This is a genomic window from Flavobacterium sp. PLA-1-15 (assembly GCF_049060005.1).
In the GTDB taxonomy this organism is placed as follows: domain Bacteria; phylum Bacteroidota; class Bacteroidia; order Flavobacteriales; family Flavobacteriaceae; genus Flavobacterium.
This window is the reverse complement of record NZ_JBMGQS010000015.1, coordinates 65459-83919: the sequence shown is the minus strand read 5'-3', so window position 1 is coordinate 83919 and position 18461 is coordinate 65459. Positions and strand designations below refer to the sequence as shown.

Genomic DNA, 18461 nt, shown 5'->3' with positions numbered 1-18461 from the left:
CCTGTCAAATTTAAAGAAGTTAATAAATTATGATCGCAGTTAAAATATTTCAGATGGCTTAAACCATTTAAATTCAAAGATTCAATTTGATTATTCGAACAATACAGCCCTATCAACGAAGTTGCACCCGATAAATTCAAAGTTGAAATATTCGAATTAGTACAAGTTAAAGCTAATAAAGTTGTAAGTCCGCTAATATCTATTTCTCCTAGGGCTGTATTATTACACTCTATTTGCATTATCGTATCTAAACCAGTAAGAGTGATAGTAGAAATAGGACAATTAGAAAACTTTAAATTTTTTAACTTAGTTTTTCCTTCTACATCTAGCGCGGTAATTAAGTTGTTATTGCAATTTAATATCTCAAGATCAATGAGTTCGCCCACACTTATTTCTGATAGTTGATTATCAAAACATTCTAACTTTTTCAAATGCACTAGACCTCCTACATTAATACTTGATAAAACATTAGTTGAACAATTCAATTTCTCTATATTCTCCAGACCATCCATATTCAAAACGGTCATTCCATTTGTATGACATTGTAGACTTTTTAAATTTTCCAACATGCTAACATCTAGCGATCCTATTTGATTTTCTTCACATAGCAACTCCTCAATATTTATATTAGGAGTTACATCTAATGCTGTAAGATTATTTTTTGCACAATTCAAATTTGCTAGGTTTATACAATCCGTCAGATTCAATACTGTAAGTTCGTTCTCTGAACATTCCAAAGTCGTCAAATTTATACAACCTGAAATATTCAAACTCAACAAACTATTTTTACCACATTTTAAAATCCTGAGATATTCCATTCCTGAAACATCTAAAGACTGGAATAGATTTTGGGTGATATCAAGATCTTCTAATAATGAAGTACTCGTGTCAAAAATTAGATTAGTGAGATTACTATTAGTAAAACTAAGGGTTGTTAAGTTCGTAAGTGCACTTATATCAAAAGTAGATAACGAAGGTGAAACCGTTTTGAATGTTTTTAAATTTGTAAAATACTCAAGACCCGCAAAGTTCCCAATAAAATAACCAACTCCCTGTGTTAAATCCAATTCACTAACCTGAAGAGCTTCACTAACCTCTATTTGACCATTGTTGTTAGCATCAACCTTAAAATAGACCCCTTCTAGATTTTTAGCAATGTCTGTATAGTATACTAATTTGCTTTTAAAAGTACCATCAGGAAAATTAATAACCTGTCCTTTAACACTAACCACCGCAAAGATTACTATAACCAAAAAGTAAAGTTTTTTCATAAAATAAATATAAGTCGTCAAATATATAAAAACCAATTCTTTAAAATAAAAAAAGCCTTACAATTTGTAAGGCCTTCGGTAATTTATCTCTGTTGTAGTCTTAGAACGCCACGTTCCATCTTGGCAACTTCCCGTTCTCGTCCAAATAGTTTTGCAATATTTGCCCTTCTACAAAAGTTGGGATCACCTTGTTCTTCTCGTTGAAGGTTACAAACCAATCTACCTCAATACGCCCCATGTTTTCGAGCTTCATTTGTGCCGGCCAAGAATACTTTCTTCCTGTCTTGGCAAATTGGTGTCCGTTTACGATCTTGTCGTATAGGCCACCGTTTTTGCTCTTCAACGTTCCGTCGTTTTGGATTGTTCCGGTAGAACCTACCATAATCAATTCCCTTTCGCCATCTACTATATCATAAACCAAGAATACACCACTCCCATCTTCGGGTGCGTTGCAAACAGTTTCTAGGCTCTCCTCTGGTCTGAAGCCAAAGATGCTATAGGTTTTGAATTTCTTTAATTCTTTGTACATAAATTGTGTATTTGTTTATTCGTGAATTCGTTTATTCGGTCATTAGCTATCTGAAGTACAACCAAATAAACGAATAAACACTTTAAAGAAAAAGCTCCACTCTAAAAGTGGAGCCTTATTTATAGGTTTTATTGGTATTGCCTCTTGGCTCTTTTCTCTTGCCTCAAGTATTAACCCAATACTTCTTTTACTTTTTTACCGATTTCAGCAGGAGAGTCAACTACGTGGATTCCGTTTTCTCTCATGATGCGTTTTTTAGCTTCGGCTGTATCATCAGCACCACCAACGATTGCACCTGCGTGACCCATTGTTCTTCCTTTTGGAGCTGTTTCACCTGCGATGAAACCTACAACTGGCTTACGGTTACCGTCAGCTTTCACCCATTTAGCAGCATCAGCTTCAAGTTGACCTCCAATTTCACCAATCATGATGATGATTTCAGTTTCTGGATCGTTCATCAACAATTCAACCGCTTCCTTAGTAGTAGTTCCGATGATTGGATCTCCACCGATACCAATAGCAGTTGTGATTCCCAAACCTTGTTTTACCACTTGGTCAGCCGCCTCATACGTCAACGTTCCTGATTTAGAAACGATACCTACGTTACCTTTTTTGAAAACGAAACCTGGCATGATACCAACCTTAGCTTCACCCGGAGTGATTACCCCTGGACAGTTTGGCCCGATTAAACGGCACTCTTTATTTTGAATATAAGCGTAAGCTTTGATCATGTCTGCAACCGGAATACCTTCAGTAATAGTGATGATTACTTTGATTCCAGCATCTGCAGCTTCCATAATTGCGTCAGCAGCAAAAGCTGGCGGAACGAAAATGATTGTTGTATCAGCTCCGGCTTGCTCTACAGCATCCTTCACAGTGTTGAAAACTGGACGCTCCAAGTGAGTAGTTCCTCCTTTTCCTGGAGTAACACCACCTACAACGTTTGTTCCGTATTCAATCATTTGAGAAGCGTGAAAAGTACCTTCACTCCCTGTAAAACCCTGAACAATTATTTTAGAATCTTTGTTTACTAAAACGCTCATAATATATCTTTTTAATTATTTTTTGAAATGGTGATGCAAAAATAGGTTTTTAGAGGCAAAGTGTAAAGCAAAAACAGGAAAAATCGCAATAGAATTTTACTCTACCAGCCTTATATTTTTATTTCCGTACGGATAGGTGTAATAAACAAATGTTTTTTTAACCTTTGGATATTTCCCTTCAAAGCTTTCCTGTAGTTTCCTGAACACTCTTTCCTCCGGATATACCGCAACTTTCAACTCGTCCAGTGCCCATGTTGTGGTATTAATCAAGTAGCTATCATTGCAATACCTGCTGCTTCTTGCGGTAGATTGATAGGGTTTCAATTCGGGATATTCTTCTAGATCTTCCACACAGACTACCAGTGTTTTTATATTTCCAGAATATAAATTAAACGACAAATAATCATCCCATTTCCCGAAAAGGCAAAGAACAGGCATCACACCAACAAAAAGAAATGCACCCACATTAAGCTTGCTCCTAAAGAATGAAAGGGAAAAGTTTGGCTCTGCATTTTTATAGAACAATACACCAACTAGCGCCATCATGGCCAAGTTCCAAGGAAAGATGATGATGTTGTAATTCAAGCCCGAAGGTCCAAAAATCAGAACGATGATGAGATGCATAATGATGGCAACAAGAGCAAAATATTTTCTGGTTCGAACAAATAAGATACCGACTCCAATAGCCACTTCAACAACCGACAGCATCAACCCAGAATAATGATAAAGCGGATTCATAAACTCGCTATAAGAAAGACCAAACAATCGATACAAGACTATCTTATCCCAAAAAGTATAGAGGAAGCTTCCGCTGAATTTATGTATCCCACTAAAGACGTAAGTTGCCGCTAACAAAAAAGTAAAAAGCGAAAGAAACTTTTTTCTATCTTTTGCAAAAAGAAAAAAAACAAGAGTAAGCAAATATTGATATTCCCAAGGTTGCCATCGCATATAGTCCAAACTACACGAGAATAACTCGAGGATGATGACGCCTATCAGGATTATTTTTTCATTGGGAAAGAGAAAAATACTCGCAATTCCTATCAAAGAAATTGCATAAAGAATAAGATGAAATTGATTTGGGAAAGATAAAAAATCAAAAACTGGAGCAACGGGAAAATACCTGTCAATAGTCCAAACTTTGAAGGAAATGATTTTGGCAATGAGCCAGGCAATACAGGTAATTTTTATAAGTATTACTTCTTTGGGATAGGAAACTGTAATACCTCGCCATTTCATTGGCTTAAGAAATTTGACTCATTTGGTAACCGCGGAACAATTTGTCGTCCTTGATTTCCCAAATCACAAAAAAATGTGCCAAGAGCATTTCTTCGCGTGGGTTTTCGAAAGTCTTGACATAGTGTGAAAAGCGCAACGAAACCATGTTTTTCTCCACAATAATCGGGTTGATTCTGGCTTTTGATCGAATATAGGCCTTGCTCATATTTTCAGTCAGCGAAATGATCTCGTCATAACCAAGTTTCAGAAAACCTTTGGTACTGTTCCATTCTAAAATTACCTCTGGATGCAAATATTCCGCCATTACCTTGGCATCAATCAAGGCATCCGATTTATAAAAATCCTGAACTATCTTTTTAGCAGACATAATTATTTTAGTTTTTCGAGTATTTGCGGTATCTTCTTGATATTTGCCAATTGTTTCAGCTTTTCACGAGATTCTTCAATCGGCGTTCCGAAGTAGGTTTTCCCTCCTTCAACTGATTTGGTAACACCTGTTTGCCCCATCACCACAGCCTTCGATCCAATTCTGATGCCACTTGTGGTTCCTACTTGTCCCCAAAGCGTAACTTCATCCTCGATGATTACACAACCTGCAATTCCGGTTTGTGAAGCGATAAGGCATTTTTTACCAATCACTGTGTCATGTCCAACATGCACTTGATTGTCTAGTTTTGTTCCTTCGCCAATAGTCGTATCACCCGTAACTCCTTTATCGATGGTACAAAGAGCTCCAATCCCAACATTATCTTCTATGACTACTCTTCCGCCAGAAATCAATTGGTCAAAACCTTCTGGACGCTTCTTGTAATAAAAAGCATCAGCTCCAAGGATAGTTCCTGCGTGGATCATCACGTTATCTCCAATTACGGTATTGTCATAAATGGAAACATTGGAATGAATCAAGCAATTCTTACCGATAACAACATTATGTCCGATAAAAGTATTCGGCTGAATGATGGTTCCGGCTCCTATTTTTGCCGAAGGCGAAATAGATACATTCGAAAACTGGAACGGTCTGAAATGATTGGTCAATTTGTTGAAATCCCTAAACGGATCATCAGAAATAAGAAGCGCTTTTCCTTCAGGACATTCTACATTTTTATTGATTAAAACAATCGTTGCCGCCGATTGCAGAGCCTTGTCGTAGTATTTCGGATGGTCAACAAAAACAATATCCCCAGGCTCAACCACATGAATCTCGTTCATGCCGTGAACTGGGAAGTTATCATCACCAACATAATCAGTATTGATGATTGCAGCAATTTCTTTTAAAGAATGGACTTTTGGAAACTTCATATTTGATTTGAAGATTTGTAAATGAGATAATTTGAGAATTGAAAAACTTGTGATGCATTTTCAAATTATCAAATTATCTCATAATCAAATTTATTACTCTTTTACGCGCTCCATATAAGAGCTTGTAGCGGTATCAATTTTAATTTTATCACCTTCGTTGATGAACAACGGAACGTTTACAGTTGCTCCCGTTTCAACAGTTGCTGGCTTTGTAGCATTTGTAGAAGTATTCCCTTTTACTCCTGGCTCAGAATACGTTACCTCCAAAACAACTGAAGCAGGCATATCAACTGATAAAGGTGCTTCAGTCTCAGCATTTATGATCACTTTTACAGTTGTTCCTTCTTTCAACAATTCAGGTGCGTCAAGGATAGCCTTGTTCAATTGAATTTGCTCGTACGTTTCAGTGTGCATGAAGTTATATAAATCACCTTCTGCATACAAGAATTGAAATTCATGTGTTTCAACACGAACTTCGTCAATCTTATGTCCTGCAGAAAAGGTATTGTCCAATACTTTTCCGTTGGTTAAACTTTTTAATTTTGTTCTAACGAAAGCAGGTCCTTTCCCTGGCTTAACGTGTAAGAACTCAATAATTTTATAAATATCGTGATTGAACTTGATGCATAATCCGTTTCTAATATCTGATGTAGATGCCATTTTATATGTTTATTCGTTGTTTGTTAATTTGCTAATTTGTTTTCTTTTAGAAACTTCCTGTATATCCTTTCATGACACCTCTCGAAGAGTTTCTAATGAACTGTATGATTTCGTCTCTTTCTGGAGTTGCTTCCATTTCTGCTTCGATGATTCCCAAAGCTTGAGTGGTATTGTAATTTTTTTGGTATAAGATCCTGTAGATTTCCTGAATCTCCCTGATTTTCTCAGTTGAAAAACCTCTTCTTCTTAATCCAACAGAGTTAATTCCGACGTATGAAAGTGGTTCTTTTGCCGCTTTTGTAAACGGAGGAACATCTTTTCTCAACAAAGATCCACCCGAAATCATCGCGTGATCACCGATGCTGATGAATTGGTGTACTGCCGAAAGTCCGCCGATGATGGCATAATTTCCAACCGTTACGTGTCCGCCAAGCAAAACACCGTTCACGATAATCGCATTATTTCCAACATGGCAATCGTGGGCAATATGTGCCGTTGCCATGATAAGACAATTGTTCCCGATAACGGTTTGTCCTGAAGCAATGGTTCCTCTATTGATGGTTACACATTCCCTGATGGTTACGTTGTCCCCTATAATTACAAGAGAATCTTCTCCTCCAAATTTTAAATCCTGCGGTATGGCCGAAATGACAGCTCCGGGAAAAATATTGCAATTCTTTCCGATTCGTGCCCCTTCCATAATGGTAACATTTGAACCTATCCAAGTTCCGTCTCCAATAACTACGTTGTTATGGATTGTTGTAAAAGGCTCAATTACAACGTTTTTAGCTATTTTAGCTCCCGGATGAACATAAGCAAGTGGTTGATTCATTTTTTTTGTTTATCGTTTTACTGTCTAATCGATTAACCGAATAAACGATTAATCAAATCAACAAAAAAATTATTGTTTTTTGGCAATTTGCGCCATTAATTCTGCTTCCGCTACTAGTTTTCCGTTTGCATAAGCATTTGCCTGCATGTGGCAGATTCCTCTTCTTATTGGAGTTATTAAATCACATTTGAATATTAAAGTATCACCTGGCAACACTTTATGTTTGAACTTCACATTGTCTATTTTCATAAAGAAAGTAAGGTAATTATCAGGGTCTGGAACTGTACTTAAAACCAAGATTCCTCCACATTGTGCCATTGCCTCAACAATTAAAACGCCCGGCATTACAGGTGCATCTGGAAAATGTCCGACGAAAAATGGTTCGTTCATCGTTACATTTTTCAAACCAACAACATGTACATCTGATAGTTCGAAGATTTTATCGATCAACAAGAAAGGTGGACGGTGTGGCAACATCGTCATGATCTTATTGACATCCATCAACGGCTCCTGGTTCAAATCATAAACCGGAACATGATTTCTTTGTTCAATCTTGATGATTTTGGCCATCTTTTTTGCGAATTGCGTATTCACAAAATGACCAGGTTTATTCGCAATAACTTTTCCTTTGATTCGGGTTCCAATTAAAGCTAGATCTCCAACCACATCAAGCAATTTGTGTCTTGCCGCTTCATTTGGATAATGCAAAGTAAGGTTGTCTAATATTCCGTTTGGTTTAACCGAAATTTTTTCTTTCCCGAAGGCTACTTTCAAGTTCTCCATTGTTGCATCGGAAATTTCCTTATCAACATAAACAATGGCATTGTTTAGATCTCCTCCTCTAATCAAACCATTTTCAAGTAATGATTCTAATTCGTGAAGAAAGCTAAACGTTCTTGCATCGGCGATTTCTTTTTTGAAAGCACCAATATTTTTCATCGTAGCATTTTGAGTTCCTAGTACTTTTGTACCAAAATCAACCATTGCAGTTACCTGATAGTCATCGCTTGGCATTACTAGAATTTCACTTCCAGTAGCTTCATCTACAAAAGAAATTACTTCTTTTACTACATAGTATTTTCGTTCTGCTTCTTGCTCAACAATTCCTGCCTTTTCAATTGCTTCTACAAAATATTTTGACGAACCATCCATGATTGGAGGCTCTGAAGCGTTTAATTCTATAATAACATTGTCCACATCACAACCAACAAATGCCGCCAAAACGTGCTCTGAAGTTTGGATTTTTACTCCTAATTTTTCAAGGTTTGTGCCTCTTTGCGTATTTACCACATAATTGGCATCAGCTTCAATAATAGGTTGGCCTTCCAAATCAACTCTTACAAATGTAAAACCATTGTTGACTGGTGCTGGCTTAAAAGTCATTTTCACTTCTTTTCCCGTATGGAGTCCTACTCCTGTTAGAGAAATTTCGTTTTGGATGGTTGTCTGTTTAACCATTGTTTTTTGGTTTTTATTATACTTATTTATTAATCTTCTTCTTTAATTCTTCGATTTCAGTAACTATTTTCGGCAAGTTTCTGAAATGAACATAGGATTTGCTATAATCATTATAACCAAATGCAGGGCTTCCTTGTATTATTTCGCCATCCTTAATATTTTTACCTACACCTGTTTGAGCTTGGATTCTAACATTATTTCCGATGGTAATATGCCCAGCAATTCCAACCTGGCCGCCTATTATGCAATTACTTCCGATTTTGGTTGAGCCTGCAACACCCGTTTGGGCGGCAATTACGGTATTTTCACCAATTTCTACGTTATGGGCAATCTGTATCTGGTTGTCGAGCTTCACCCCTTTCCTGATGATGGTTGAACCCATTGTAGCTCTGTCAATTGTTGTGGCCGCTCCGATATCTATATAATCTTCTAATATAACGTTACCTATCTGTGGAATCTTTGTGTAAGTTCCGTCGGCATTTGGCGCAAAGCCAAAACCATCTGCTCCGATGATTGCTCCAGAATGAATGGCACAATAGTTTCCGATAATGGTTTCTGAATAAATCCTCGCTCCTGCAAAAATAATCACATTATCGCCGATAACAACATTATCGCCGACAAATGCATTGGGATATATCTTTACATTGTTTCCGATTGTGACGTTATTTCCAATGTAGCTGAAGCTTCCGAGATAAAAATCGGAGCCATATTTAACATTTTCCGAGATGGAAGATGGTTGTTCGATTCCGTTTTTGTTGTGTTTTACTTGGTCGTAAAATGCCAATATCTTTGAAAAAGCGCCATAGGCATCTTCTACCTTAATAAGTGTAGTAGAAATGGGAGCTTCTGGCACAAAAGATTGGTTGACAATAGTTACTGAAGCTTGAGTTGAATATATGAAATTGTGGTACTTAGGATTGCTTAAAAATGTTAGCGAGCCATCTGTTCCTTCTTCTATCTTAGACAATCTTGAAACTTCAGCATTAGGATTTCCTACTACTTCACCTTCTAAAATACCTGCTATTTGTTCTGCTGTAAATTTCATCCCGACAAAAATATAAAAAATAGATTTTTAATTGTTAATTTTCGGCAAGTACTTTTGGAAAACAAATATAAAATTTGGTCACCGGTTTGGTCAAGGCTTTTATATTCAATTGGTCAGAAGCGGTTACAACATCTTCAATTGACTTGTCTTTCTTGTATATCCTTATGGGTTCGGCCTCCTTGTTGTAGGCTTGGTTTTTTATTTTTCCTTTGTAAACAAAATATCCAGCATCGTGCAAGGATATGTTATTTAGCTTGGCAAAGGTTGTAATATAAACATCGGCATCTTCCTGAGAAAACTTTTCCTCGCTTATTTTTATCTTCAATAAATCGCGGTTGATGATCATTCTGCTGAGTGATTTTAAAACATAATCATCATGTGATTGCCAATTTTTCAAGGCGCTGATGATATCAAAATCATCCAGTTGGGCAAACAAATCGAGTGTTGCGTCATCAAAAGATTCCAATGTGATTTTATTCTGCAGAAAGAAGGAAAGTGATGCGCTACAATTTAAAACAATGCCTTTTTGCGTTAATTCTTTCGCTCTTTTTAGGACTTTCGTCAAAATTAATTCCGCCACTAGACTAGTTTTATGAAGATAAGCTTGCCAATACATCAATCGTCTTGCCATCAGGAATTTCTCTACGGAATAGATTCCTTTTTCTTCAATCACCAGAACATCCTCCACCACCGTCATCATTTGGATTAACCTGTCGGAATTGATGTTTCCTTCGGCTACACCGCTGTAAAAACTATCGCGTTTCAGGTAATCCATCCTGTCCATATCCAGCTGACTTGATATCAACTGCAACATAAATTTCCTGTGGTAATCGCCCTTGAAGATTTGTATTGCAAGACTCAACTCGCCATTAAATTCGGCATTGAGCTTGTCCATAAACAATAATGAAATTGACTCATGGTTGACGTCTTCAACGATACTGTGCTCCATTGCGTGCGAGAAAGGCCCGTGACCGATGTCGTGCAAAAGTATCGCAACGTATAAAGCACGTTCTTCTTCCTTTGAGATTTCAGTTCCCTTGAAACGGATGACTTCAACGGCTTTCTGCATGATGTGCATGCAACCCAAAGCGTGATGAAAACGTGTATGATGCGCTCCTGGATAAACCAAATACGATAATCCCATTTGCGAAATGCGTCTTAATCTTTGGAAATAAGGATGCTGCACTAGATCGTAAATAAGGGTATCGGGAATGGTAATGAACCCATAAATGGGATCATTGAGAATTTTTAATTTGTTTATCTGACTCACTTTTTACGTATACTTTTCAGGATTGCAAATATAAGGAAATGAAGTTATAAATAGAATATAGAAGCATCCCTAGAAGTAAGAAGTTCCATTTTATTTTTCCAAAACATGTAACAAAATGAACTATTTAGCGTTCTAATACACATCATCAATCAATTTAATAAAAATGAAACGAATATTATTAGCAGTAATCACGCTAATTACTATGCAAGGATGCACTCCATTGAAACCCGCTTTGAGTGACAATGATACAAGTAATACCGAAGAATTATCAGTAAAAGGACGCCAAGGAATTCTTATCAATCAGAAATTAGAATTTGGCAATTTTAAAACTTCTAAAGTAAAAAGATCATGGACCAAGGGAGGTAATTCAAGAGTAGGAATTTCAACCGGAACAGGCGATTTCTTCTATCCTGATATTATTTCCAAAGAATACATCAATCGCAATCAGGCATTTTATTTTCAATTGAATGATCATGAAAACAGAATTTCTGATGTTTATGCCTCTTCGGCTTTTGATTCTGAAAGCTTGACAATTGGAAAAAATCCTAATAGTGTCCTAAATATTTTTCATGACTTGGTTAACATCGAAACCAACGTCAACAGTTTCTTTTACCTACAAGTATATGTAGAAAATGGTATCAAACCTTGGCAATTGATTTTGGACAATCAGGCCTCGCAATTGAAAGCAGACAACTACACTGGCGTTTTTGCTTTCGACGAAAAAAACTATTATACTTTGAAGCCTATAACCAAGGTAGCTTCTAAAAAAGGACCAAAATCTATTCTATTTGGCTCTGTTGGATATGAAATCTTTGATGCCAATAATAAATCAGTAGCCGCCGTTTCCCTCATCGACAGAGGAATGGTATTCCTAAAAACTACTGACAATCAAGAACGCTTCCTGCTTTCCAATCTGTGCAGCGGTTTATTATTACAGCAACAAATTGATAACTAAAAATTTATGAAACCTCTTTTAAAATCAGTCATATTCCTATTCTTCCTCATCAGCTGCAGTCTTGACAAGGAATATTCTTTTCAGGAAAGCCAATCGGATATTGTACAGAAATTCAGAAAAGAAGGTTATTATGAATATAATTCTAAATTCAATGATGTATTGATGGCCGAATTAAACGGAATAGACAATGAAGTTCTATCTCCTTCCATGTTGGAAACCATTGAAACCTTATCTGAGAAAATAAAGAATGAAAAGAATGCAATTGGCTGTTATTTAATCGAATGGGAAAACTGTAAAGATGCTTCCGAAGATCGCAATTTTATTACACTTGAATGGAACACTAAATATGGCGTCATAGTTCGAATGTTTACAAAATCATCTGCCATCAAGCAACAACTTCCTCATAGTTCCTACTAAAAAAGAAACTCCTGTCTTTCGGCAGGAGTTTCTTTTTAATCTAAGCTCAAAGTGATTTGTCCGTCGTCGTCTAATTGGACATCACCAAAATCCTCTTCAATAACTTCTATCTCCTCTGGAATTTCTTCCACTGGAGGTTCATAAGGCAATGGCTCTAAAAGATTGACCTGCTTTAACTTTTCACCCGTCAATTGATTACCGATTGCTTTAATTCCTTTTACAGCAATAAAATTTTCCAAATCAATGGTCTGGTTATCTTTCTGAACGCCTTTAATTTTGGTAAAAACAATCTCGGCAACCGGACGATAATCTGTAGAGACTATTTCCAATTGAGATTTTGGATGTTCGGTGATGAAAATTTCTTCTTTATTTTCGTTTTCTATCAAGAAACGTTTGATGAAATATTTTTCTTTTTCTCCGTCGTAATAAATGGCCGAAACTGGTTTCTTGGGAATCCATTTTTCCAACACCACCATATCTTCATCAAAATGTGTAGTTAATTCAGGAATAATAGTTTTCAATTTTCCTGATTGATTGATAATCAAAAGTCGGTCATTTGGACGGAACTCACCCAACAACTCTCCTCTTCCATCTACATTTAGTTTTTGAACAGTATCGTCAAACCAGATTCTTCTTGGTTTTAAAGTAGAAATTCCCTTTTCTTTTAATTCGATTTTCTTGATCGGATATTTGGTCACCAAATTCCCTTTCGAAGCTCTTCCTTTGATCGCCAAATCGGCAAAATCAATATCAAATTTCAGCTTTTTTACAGAACCTACTTGGCGTAGTAAAATCGTAATGACTTCCGCTTCACCATTCGGATTATGCGAAAAATAAAGTACCTGAGACCCTGGCTTTTCTTGCGAAAGCGCATAAGCCTTGTCCCTTGTAATCCCGGAAACATTGAAACGCTTGATGTACGAAGGTCCGGATTTCCCGTCACGGTAAATCATATTATAAATCGTTCGCTTGTCTTGCTTGTCAAAAATCGCCACGTGAATGATGTCTTTGCCGATGAACTTCTTTTCATCCACTTTGGAAACCATCATGGTTCCGTCGCGAAGAAAAACAATAATATCATCAATATCAGAACAATCGGCAACGTATTCGTCTTTTTTAAGTCCGGTTCCAATGAAACCTTCCTCGCGGTTGACGTATAATTTTGTATTTCTCAAAACCACTTTTGTTGCTTCAATATCATCGAAAATTCGCAGTTCGGTTAGACGCTCTCTGCCTTTTCCGTATTTCTCTTTTAATTTCGTAAAAAAAGCAATTGCAAAGTCAGTAATATGTTCCAAATCATATTTCACTTGTTCGATATCACCTTCTAAAGCTTCAATCTTTTCCTGGGCTTTATCGATATCAAATTTCGAAATACGCTTGATTCGGATTTCCGTCAGACGCGTAATATCCTCTTCAGTTACGGCACGTTTCAAATGCTTGGTGTACGGTTTCAATCCTTCATCAATAGCCCTGATGACGCCTTCCCAAGTTGATTCTTCTTCAATATCGCGGTAAATTCTATTTTCAATAAAAATACGTTCCAAGGAGAGGAAATGCCATTGCTCTTCCAATTCATCCAACTGAATTTCAAGCTCTCTTTTCAACAAATCAACCGTTCTGAAAGTAGAAATTTTCAACATTTCGGAAACTCCGAGAAACCTTGGCTTGTGGTCTTCGATAATACATCCCAAAGGCGCTACCGAAGTTTCACAGGCTGTAAAGGCAAAAAGCGCATCGATGGTCTTATCAGGAGAAACCCCAGGAAAAAGATGAATTAAAATCTCAACTTCTGCTGCCGTATTGTCTTCAATTTTCTTGATCTTGATTTTTCCTTTTTCATTGGCTTTCAAGATACTTTCAATCAAAGATCCAGTGTTCGTTGAAAATGGAATCTGGGTAATCACCAACGTTTGCTTATCGAGTTGACCAATTTTGGCACGAACTCGAACACGACCGCCACGCATTCCATCATTATAATTGGAGACATCAGCAATACCAGCTGTTGGGAAATCAGGGTATAAAGTGAACGATCTTCCTTTCAATATTTTTATCGAACTGTCAATCAGTTCATTGAAATTGTGTGGCAAGACTTTCATCGAAAGTCCAACGGCAATTCCTTCGGCACCTTGAGCTAGCAAAAGCGGGAATTTTACCGGAAGATTTATCGGTTCGTTTCGTCTTCCGTCATAAGAAGCTTGCCAAGAAGTAATTTTTGGAGAATATAAAATATCATGGCCTAATTTACTGATTCTCGCCTCAATGTAACGAGATGCCGCGGCACCATCGCCTGTGAGAATATTTCCCCAGTTTCCTTGCATGTCGATCAGCAGATCCTTTTGCCCGATTTGCACCATAGCATCGCCGATACTCGCATCACCGTGAGGATGATACTGCATCGTATGCCCGACAATGTTGGCTACTTTGTTGTAACGACCGTCGTCCAGCTCCTTCATCGAGTGCATGATTCTACGCTGTACCGGCTTGAAACCGTCTTCAATCGCAGGAACGGCACGCTCCAGAATTACGTAAGACGCATAGTCCAAGAACCAATCCTTGTACATTCCAGTTACCTTGGTGATGGTATCCTGACTGTCGTCTTCTTGGTTGTCGTAAAAATGCTGCCCCGAAGATTCCGTCGATTCTTGACCTTCTTCTATTGGCTCTAAATTTTCTTCTTCGTCCATGTTATTTAACTCAAATTTTAAATCTGAAGATTAATTTTGCTTGATTAATTGCTCTAAAACTTCTTTACTTGGCAAAACTGTTTTGTATTTGCTTGCAAAAATTTGTTGGTTATCTTCTGACCACGTTAAAACGAACGGTAAATTCGTAGTTTCAAAATTCGCAGACACTGTCGACGATTTTTCATCAACTTTAGAAATACGAGACAGTGTCTCGGATATTTGCTCTGAATCAGAATTCGCAGACAGTGTCTGCGAATTTGAGTAGGTGATAAAAAACTTTCTTATTTGCTCTAAATTTCTAACTGAAAACCCTTTTCCAAATTCCTCCGTCAATCTTTGCGAAAGTCCAGCAAGTGTTTTCCATATTCAGCACGCTCTTTTCCATTCTGTTCTTCTTCAACAATCATTTTTCCAATGTTATAATACGTGTAAACCATTGTGTGATTTACCGTTCTCACAACCTGCAGCCTAGCCTCTTGCAAAAGCAAAACTATCTGATGAAAAAAGTTATTTTGAAGATTGTCTTGCATATTAAAAAATCAAAAACGAAAAATTAGCTACTTCTCCACCACATCCAATTCAACCTTCAAGTTGTTGATGATGAATTTCTGTCTGTCAGGGGTGTTTTTTCCCATATAAAACGACAAAAGTTGTTCGATTGAAGTTCCTTTGTCCATCATCACAGGATCCAAACGAATGGTTTCTCCAATGAAATTCTTGAATTCATCCGGAGAAATTTCACCCAAACCTTTAAATCGTGTGATTTCTGGTTTTGGCTTTAATTTTTCAATCGCATCAATACGCTCCTGTTCCGAATAGCAATAAATCGTTTCCTTTCTATTTCGAATCCTGAACAATGGCGTTTGGAGAATATACAGATGACCTTCCTTGATCAATTCTGGAAAAAATTGCAGGAAGAATGTGATCAGCAACAATCGAATGTGCATTCCATCAACATCAGCATCGGTTGCGATTACGATATTGTTGTAACGCAAATCGCCCATGTCTTCCTCAATATTCAAGGCCGCCTGAAGCAAATTAAATTCTTCATTTTCATACACAATTTTCTTGCTCATTCCGTACGAATTCAAAGGCTTTCCACGCAAACTGAAAACGCCTTGCGTATTCACGTCACGAGATTTTGTAATCGAACCCGAAGCAGAATCTCCCTCAGTGATGAAAAGCGTACTTTCTAAATATCTTGGGTTTTTAATATCGGTCAAATGCACGCGGCAATCACGCAATTTCTTGTTGTGAAGATTGGCTTTCTTTGCCCTGTCTTTTGCCAACTTTCGGATTCCAGAAAGCTCTTTACGTTCTCTTTCGGCTTGTAGAATTTTACGCAAAAGCAAATCTGCCGTTTCGGGATTTTTATGTAGAAAATTATCTAGTTTATTCTTTACGAAGTCATTGACAAAAGTTCGAACCGAAGGCAAATCTGGACCCATATCGGTTGAACCCAATTTGGTCTTGGTCTGCGATTCAAAAACAGGTTCCATCACTTTTACTGAAACCGCACTCACGATTGATTTACGGATATCGGAAGGTTCAAAACCTTTGTTGTAAAACTCACGAATTGTCTTTACAACCGCTTCACGAAAAGCCACCAAGTGCGTTCCTCCCTGTGTCGTATTCTGACCGTTCACAAAAGAGTGATATTCCTCAGAATATTGCGACTTGCTGTGTGTCAACGCAATTTCGATATCATCGCCAAGCAGATGGATAATCGGATACACCAAATCGTCTTCTGCAATGTTTTCTTCCAACAAATCCTTCAATCCGTTTTCAGAAAAATATTTTTCACCGTTGTAGATTATTGTCAAGCCTGTGTTCAGGTAGCAATAATTTTTCAGCATTTTCACCACATATTCGTTCCTGAATTTGTAGTTTTTAAAGATGGCTTCATCTGGCGTAAAGGTAACTTTTGTTCCTTTTCGCTTTGTTGTATCGATCACGTCTTCCTCCAGAACTAAATTTCCCGCAGAAAATTCGGCCGCTTTTTGTTTGTCCTCACGAACAGATTCTACCCTGAAATAATTAGACAAAGCGTTTACCGCCTTGGTTCCGACACCATTTAAACCTACGGATTTCTTGAAGGCAAGCGAATCATATTTTCCACCCGTATTCATTTTTGAGACGACATCAACGACTTTTCCAAGCGGAATTCCACGGCCATAATCTCTAACAGAAACCGTTTTATCCCTGATGCTCACCTCAATAGTTTTTCCGGCACCCATAACGAACTCATCGATACAGTTGTCGAGAACCTCTTTCAATAAAATATAAATACCATCGTCTGGCGAAGAACCGTCACCCAATTTTCCGATATACATTCCGGGACGCATTCTGATGTGCTCTTTCCAGTCGAGGGAACGGATATTGTCTTCGGTATACTGATTTTGTTCTGACATTTGAAATTTGTGGATTTGGTGCTAATATACAGTATTCACAAGAAAAAAGAAAGTCTTGAAAAGTAATTTTTTCAAGACTTGTTGACAAGTGGGTTGAAGATTTTTGTCCCGAAACTTCGGGAGAGGATTTTTGTTTTTTGAAGCGCAAATTTGAATGAAAAATAAATAATTTGAACATAAACACGGACTCTGCCCCAGATTGTAATGGAAAGCCCGGAATTCAAAAAGCTATTTTTTCCTGGCTGTAAAGAGCGACCAACGGAAGCTCCTTTTCAGCCTTGGAAAAAAAGCTTTTTGAATGAGGACTTGTAATGGAAAGCTGGAAATTGGCCCTAAAACTATCTCTGAATTTTATAGGTTGCGATTCCTTTATTGTTGATGTAAATCGTTAGATATCCGTTGGAATTATCAGGTAGAAAGACATTGAATTCTGTAATATCGCCGGTTACTTTCAGTTCTGGCAATTCGATTTTTCTGAAACGAGTTAAAGCGTAGGTTACTTGGTCTTCGGGGTTTAGATTTTTGATCTTGAATGCGATTGTATTGTATTTCTTCCCAGTGAAAATTCCTGTTTTTGGAGCTAGAATTGTATAATCGTCACGTATATATTCTCCAAAATATAAGGGGTAGGAAGCAAATTCCTGTTCTGTAAATTCACCCAAGAGCCATTTTTTGTTGTCGGGGAAATGGGTATAAACAAATATTTCTGGCGGTGTAAAAAAGTAACCGTCGTTGAATTTTGGAGTGAAAATTTTCTTGGCAGGATCTACCACTCCGGATGCCCAGGTTGGTTCTACCAATTTCCAATGTCCGTTGATTTTTACGGCATTCCATGCGTGGTCGCTGGCTCCGGGAAGCTTGCCTATCTGGGTTGCAGTTGTTTTTGCTGTTCCAGTAACGGTGACACTTTCGAGTCCGGTGAGTGCTGCCAGATGATCAAACAAGGCGGTGTATCCTTGGCAGACTGCTTTCTTGGATTTGAATGCATTCAAGGCAAAATCGAGCTTGAATTGGCGTTGCTTGGCTTCTTTTTCTTCCTGATTTCGAAACGTAAAAGCTACAGGGCGGTTGTTTTTTTGGGTATAAAAAGTTTTTACATCGTATTTGATATTTGTGGCAATCCAATAGAAAATTGCCCTTGCTTTCTCGTCTTCCTTTGTGAAATCCTTATTTATTTTTTCGGCTAAATCTTCGGCTTTTGAAAATGATTTTGGATAATTGCTTACCAATAAATCAACTTGTGAATAATCCTGGGCGAATGAATTTGTCGTAATAAAAAGAATAACGAGAACTGTGATTTTTTGTAGGTTTAGAATGAGGTTTTTCATACCCAAAAATAAGCAAC

16 protein-coding genes and 1 pseudogene are annotated in these 18461 nt (G+C 37.4%); 2 read left to right on the top strand and 15 right to left on the bottom strand.

Annotation, left to right across the window (positions count from 1 at the left end; genetic code table 11):
• The 11 genes from ACI6PS_RS10340 to ACI6PS_RS10290 all read right to left on the bottom strand — a co-directional run.
• Nucleotides 1-1271, bottom strand: a 1271-nt coding sequence (locus tag ACI6PS_RS10340; RefSeq protein WP_421012492.1) for a leucine-rich repeat domain-containing protein, incomplete at its 3' end; no start/stop codon positions are given.
• 100 nt (nt 1272-1371) lie between these two features.
• Nucleotides 1372-1800, bottom strand: coding sequence for a hypothetical protein (locus ACI6PS_RS10335; RefSeq protein WP_421012491.1), 429 nt, complete (start codon nt 1798-1800; stop codon nt 1372-1374).
• Nucleotides 1801-1970: 170 nt separating this feature from the next.
• Nucleotides 1971-2843 (bottom strand): succinate--CoA ligase subunit alpha, encoded by an 873-nt coding sequence (gene sucD / locus ACI6PS_RS10330; RefSeq protein WP_421012490.1) that lies wholly within the window; start codon nt 2841-2843, stop codon nt 1971-1973.
• 96 nt (nt 2844-2939) lie between these two features.
• On the bottom strand, nt 2940-4082 hold the full coding sequence (locus ACI6PS_RS10325) for a hypothetical protein (RefSeq protein ID WP_421012489.1): 1143 nt from the start codon (nt 4080-4082) through the stop codon (nt 2940-2942).
• A gap of 4 nt (nt 4083-4086) precedes the next feature.
• Nucleotides 4087-4449, bottom strand: coding sequence for a nuclear transport factor 2 family protein (locus ACI6PS_RS10320; RefSeq protein WP_421012488.1), 363 nt, complete (start codon nt 4447-4449; stop codon nt 4087-4089).
• A gap of 2 nt (nt 4450-4451) precedes the next feature.
• Entirely contained in the window at nt 4452-5381 is a 930-nt protein-coding gene (locus ACI6PS_RS10315; RefSeq protein WP_421012487.1) for a UDP-3-O-(3-hydroxymyristoyl)glucosamine N-acyltransferase, read from the bottom strand.
• Between the two features lie 93 nt (nt 5382-5474).
• The gene (gene efp, locus ACI6PS_RS10310) at nt 5475-6041 is read right to left on the bottom strand and encodes an elongation factor P (RefSeq protein ID WP_421012486.1); all 567 of its coding nucleotides are present in this window, start codon (nt 6039-6041) and stop codon (nt 5475-5477) included.
• Between the two features lie 46 nt (nt 6042-6087).
• Nucleotides 6088-6873 (bottom strand): acyl-ACP--UDP-N-acetylglucosamine O-acyltransferase, encoded by a 786-nt coding sequence (gene lpxA / locus ACI6PS_RS10305; protein ID WP_421012485.1) that lies wholly within the window; start codon nt 6871-6873, stop codon nt 6088-6090.
• Between the two features lie 69 nt (nt 6874-6942).
• Nucleotides 6943-8331, bottom strand: a complete 1389-nt coding sequence (locus tag ACI6PS_RS10300; protein ID WP_421012484.1) for a bifunctional UDP-3-O-[3-hydroxymyristoyl] N-acetylglucosamine deacetylase/3-hydroxyacyl-ACP dehydratase — start codon at nt 8329-8331, stop codon at nt 6943-6945.
• 22 nt (nt 8332-8353) lie between these two features.
• Nucleotides 8354-9376, bottom strand: coding sequence for a UDP-3-O-(3-hydroxymyristoyl)glucosamine N-acyltransferase (lpxD, locus tag ACI6PS_RS10295; RefSeq protein ID WP_421012483.1), 1023 nt, complete (start codon nt 9374-9376; stop codon nt 8354-8356).
• A 34-nt stretch (nt 9377-9410) separates the two neighbouring features.
• On the bottom strand, nt 9411-10646 hold the full coding sequence (locus tag ACI6PS_RS10290) for an HD domain-containing protein (RefSeq protein ID WP_421012482.1): 1236 nt from the start codon (nt 10644-10646) through the stop codon (nt 9411-9413).
• A gap of 163 nt (nt 10647-10809) precedes the next feature.
• Between ACI6PS_RS10290 and ACI6PS_RS10285 the strand changes: the two genes are divergently transcribed.
• Nucleotides 10810-11601: a hypothetical protein gene (locus ACI6PS_RS10285; RefSeq protein WP_421012481.1), complete on the top strand. Its 792-nt coding sequence runs from the start codon at nt 10810-10812 to the stop codon at nt 11599-11601.
• Nucleotides 11602-11607: 6 nt separating this feature from the next.
• On the top strand, nt 11608-12018 hold the full coding sequence (locus ACI6PS_RS10280; protein ID WP_421012480.1) for a hypothetical protein: 411 nt from the start codon (nt 11608-11610) through the stop codon (nt 12016-12018).
• Between the two features lie 35 nt (nt 12019-12053).
• On the opposite strand, the gene ACI6PS_RS10275 is transcribed toward ACI6PS_RS10280, so the two are convergent.
• The 4 genes and pseudogenes from ACI6PS_RS10275 to ACI6PS_RS10260 form a co-directional block, all read right to left on the bottom strand.
• Nucleotides 12054-14705, bottom strand: a complete 2652-nt coding sequence (locus ACI6PS_RS10275; protein ID WP_421012479.1) for a DNA gyrase/topoisomerase IV subunit A — start codon at nt 14703-14705, stop codon at nt 12054-12056.
• Between the two features lie 30 nt (nt 14706-14735).
• Nucleotides 14736-15142 (bottom strand): annotated as a pseudogene (locus ACI6PS_RS10270) (DUF1016 N-terminal domain-containing protein).
• 120 nt (nt 15143-15262) lie between these two features.
• On the bottom strand, nt 15263-17116 hold the full coding sequence (locus ACI6PS_RS10265; protein WP_421012478.1) for a DNA topoisomerase IV subunit B: 1854 nt from the start codon (nt 17114-17116) through the stop codon (nt 15263-15265).
• A gap of 338 nt (nt 17117-17454) precedes the next feature.
• Nucleotides 17455-18444 carry a transglutaminase domain-containing protein gene (locus ACI6PS_RS10260; RefSeq protein WP_421012477.1) on the bottom strand — a complete coding sequence of 330 codons (990 nt, stop codon included), beginning with the start codon at nt 18442-18444 and terminating at the stop codon, nt 17455-17457.
• Nucleotides 18445-18461: the final 17 nt, after the last annotated feature.

Bases quoted from the DNA above. Each gene is read 5' to 3' on its own strand.
- ACI6PS_RS10320 (WP_421012488.1), bottom strand. From the start codon at position 4,449: ATGTCTGCTAAAAAGATAGTTCAGGATTTTTATAAATCGGATGCCTTG.
- ACI6PS_RS10275 (WP_421012479.1), bottom strand. From the start codon at position 14,705: ATGGACGAAGAAGAAAATTTAGAGCCAATAGAAGAAGGTCAAGAATCG.
- lpxD (WP_421012483.1), bottom strand. From the start codon at position 9,376: ATGAAATTTACAGCAGAACAAATAGCAGGTATTTTAGAAGGTGAAGTA.
- ACI6PS_RS10265 (WP_421012478.1), bottom strand. From the start codon at position 17,116: ATGTCAGAACAAAATCAGTATACCGAAGACAATATCCGTTCCCTCGAC.
- ACI6PS_RS10285 (WP_421012481.1), top strand. From the start codon at position 10,810: ATGAAACGAATATTATTAGCAGTAATCACGCTAATTACTATGCAAGGA.
- ACI6PS_RS10335 (WP_421012491.1), bottom strand. From the start codon at position 1,800: ATGTACAAAGAATTAAAGAAATTCAAAACCTATAGCATCTTTGGCTTC.
- lpxA (WP_421012485.1), bottom strand. From the start codon at position 6,873: ATGAATCAACCACTTGCTTATGTTCATCCGGGAGCTAAAATAGCTAAA.
- ACI6PS_RS10280 (WP_421012480.1), top strand. From the start codon at position 11,608: ATGAAACCTCTTTTAAAATCAGTCATATTCCTATTCTTCCTCATCAGC.
- ACI6PS_RS10315 (WP_421012487.1), bottom strand. From the start codon at position 5,381: ATGAAGTTTCCAAAAGTCCATTCTTTAAAAGAAATTGCTGCAATCATC.
- ACI6PS_RS10300 (WP_421012484.1), bottom strand. From the start codon at position 8,331: ATGGTTAAACAGACAACCATCCAAAACGAAATTTCTCTAACAGGAGTA.
- ACI6PS_RS10260 (WP_421012477.1), bottom strand. From the start codon at position 18,444: ATGAAAAACCTCATTCTAAACCTACAAAAAATCACAGTTCTCGTTATT.
- efp (WP_421012486.1), bottom strand. From the start codon at position 6,041: ATGGCATCTACATCAGATATTAGAAACGGATTATGCATCAAGTTCAAT.
- sucD (WP_421012490.1), bottom strand. From the start codon at position 2,843: ATGAGCGTTTTAGTAAACAAAGATTCTAAAATAATTGTTCAGGGTTTT.
- ACI6PS_RS10325 (WP_421012489.1), bottom strand. From the start codon at position 4,082: ATGAAATGGCGAGGTATTACAGTTTCCTATCCCAAAGAAGTAATACTT.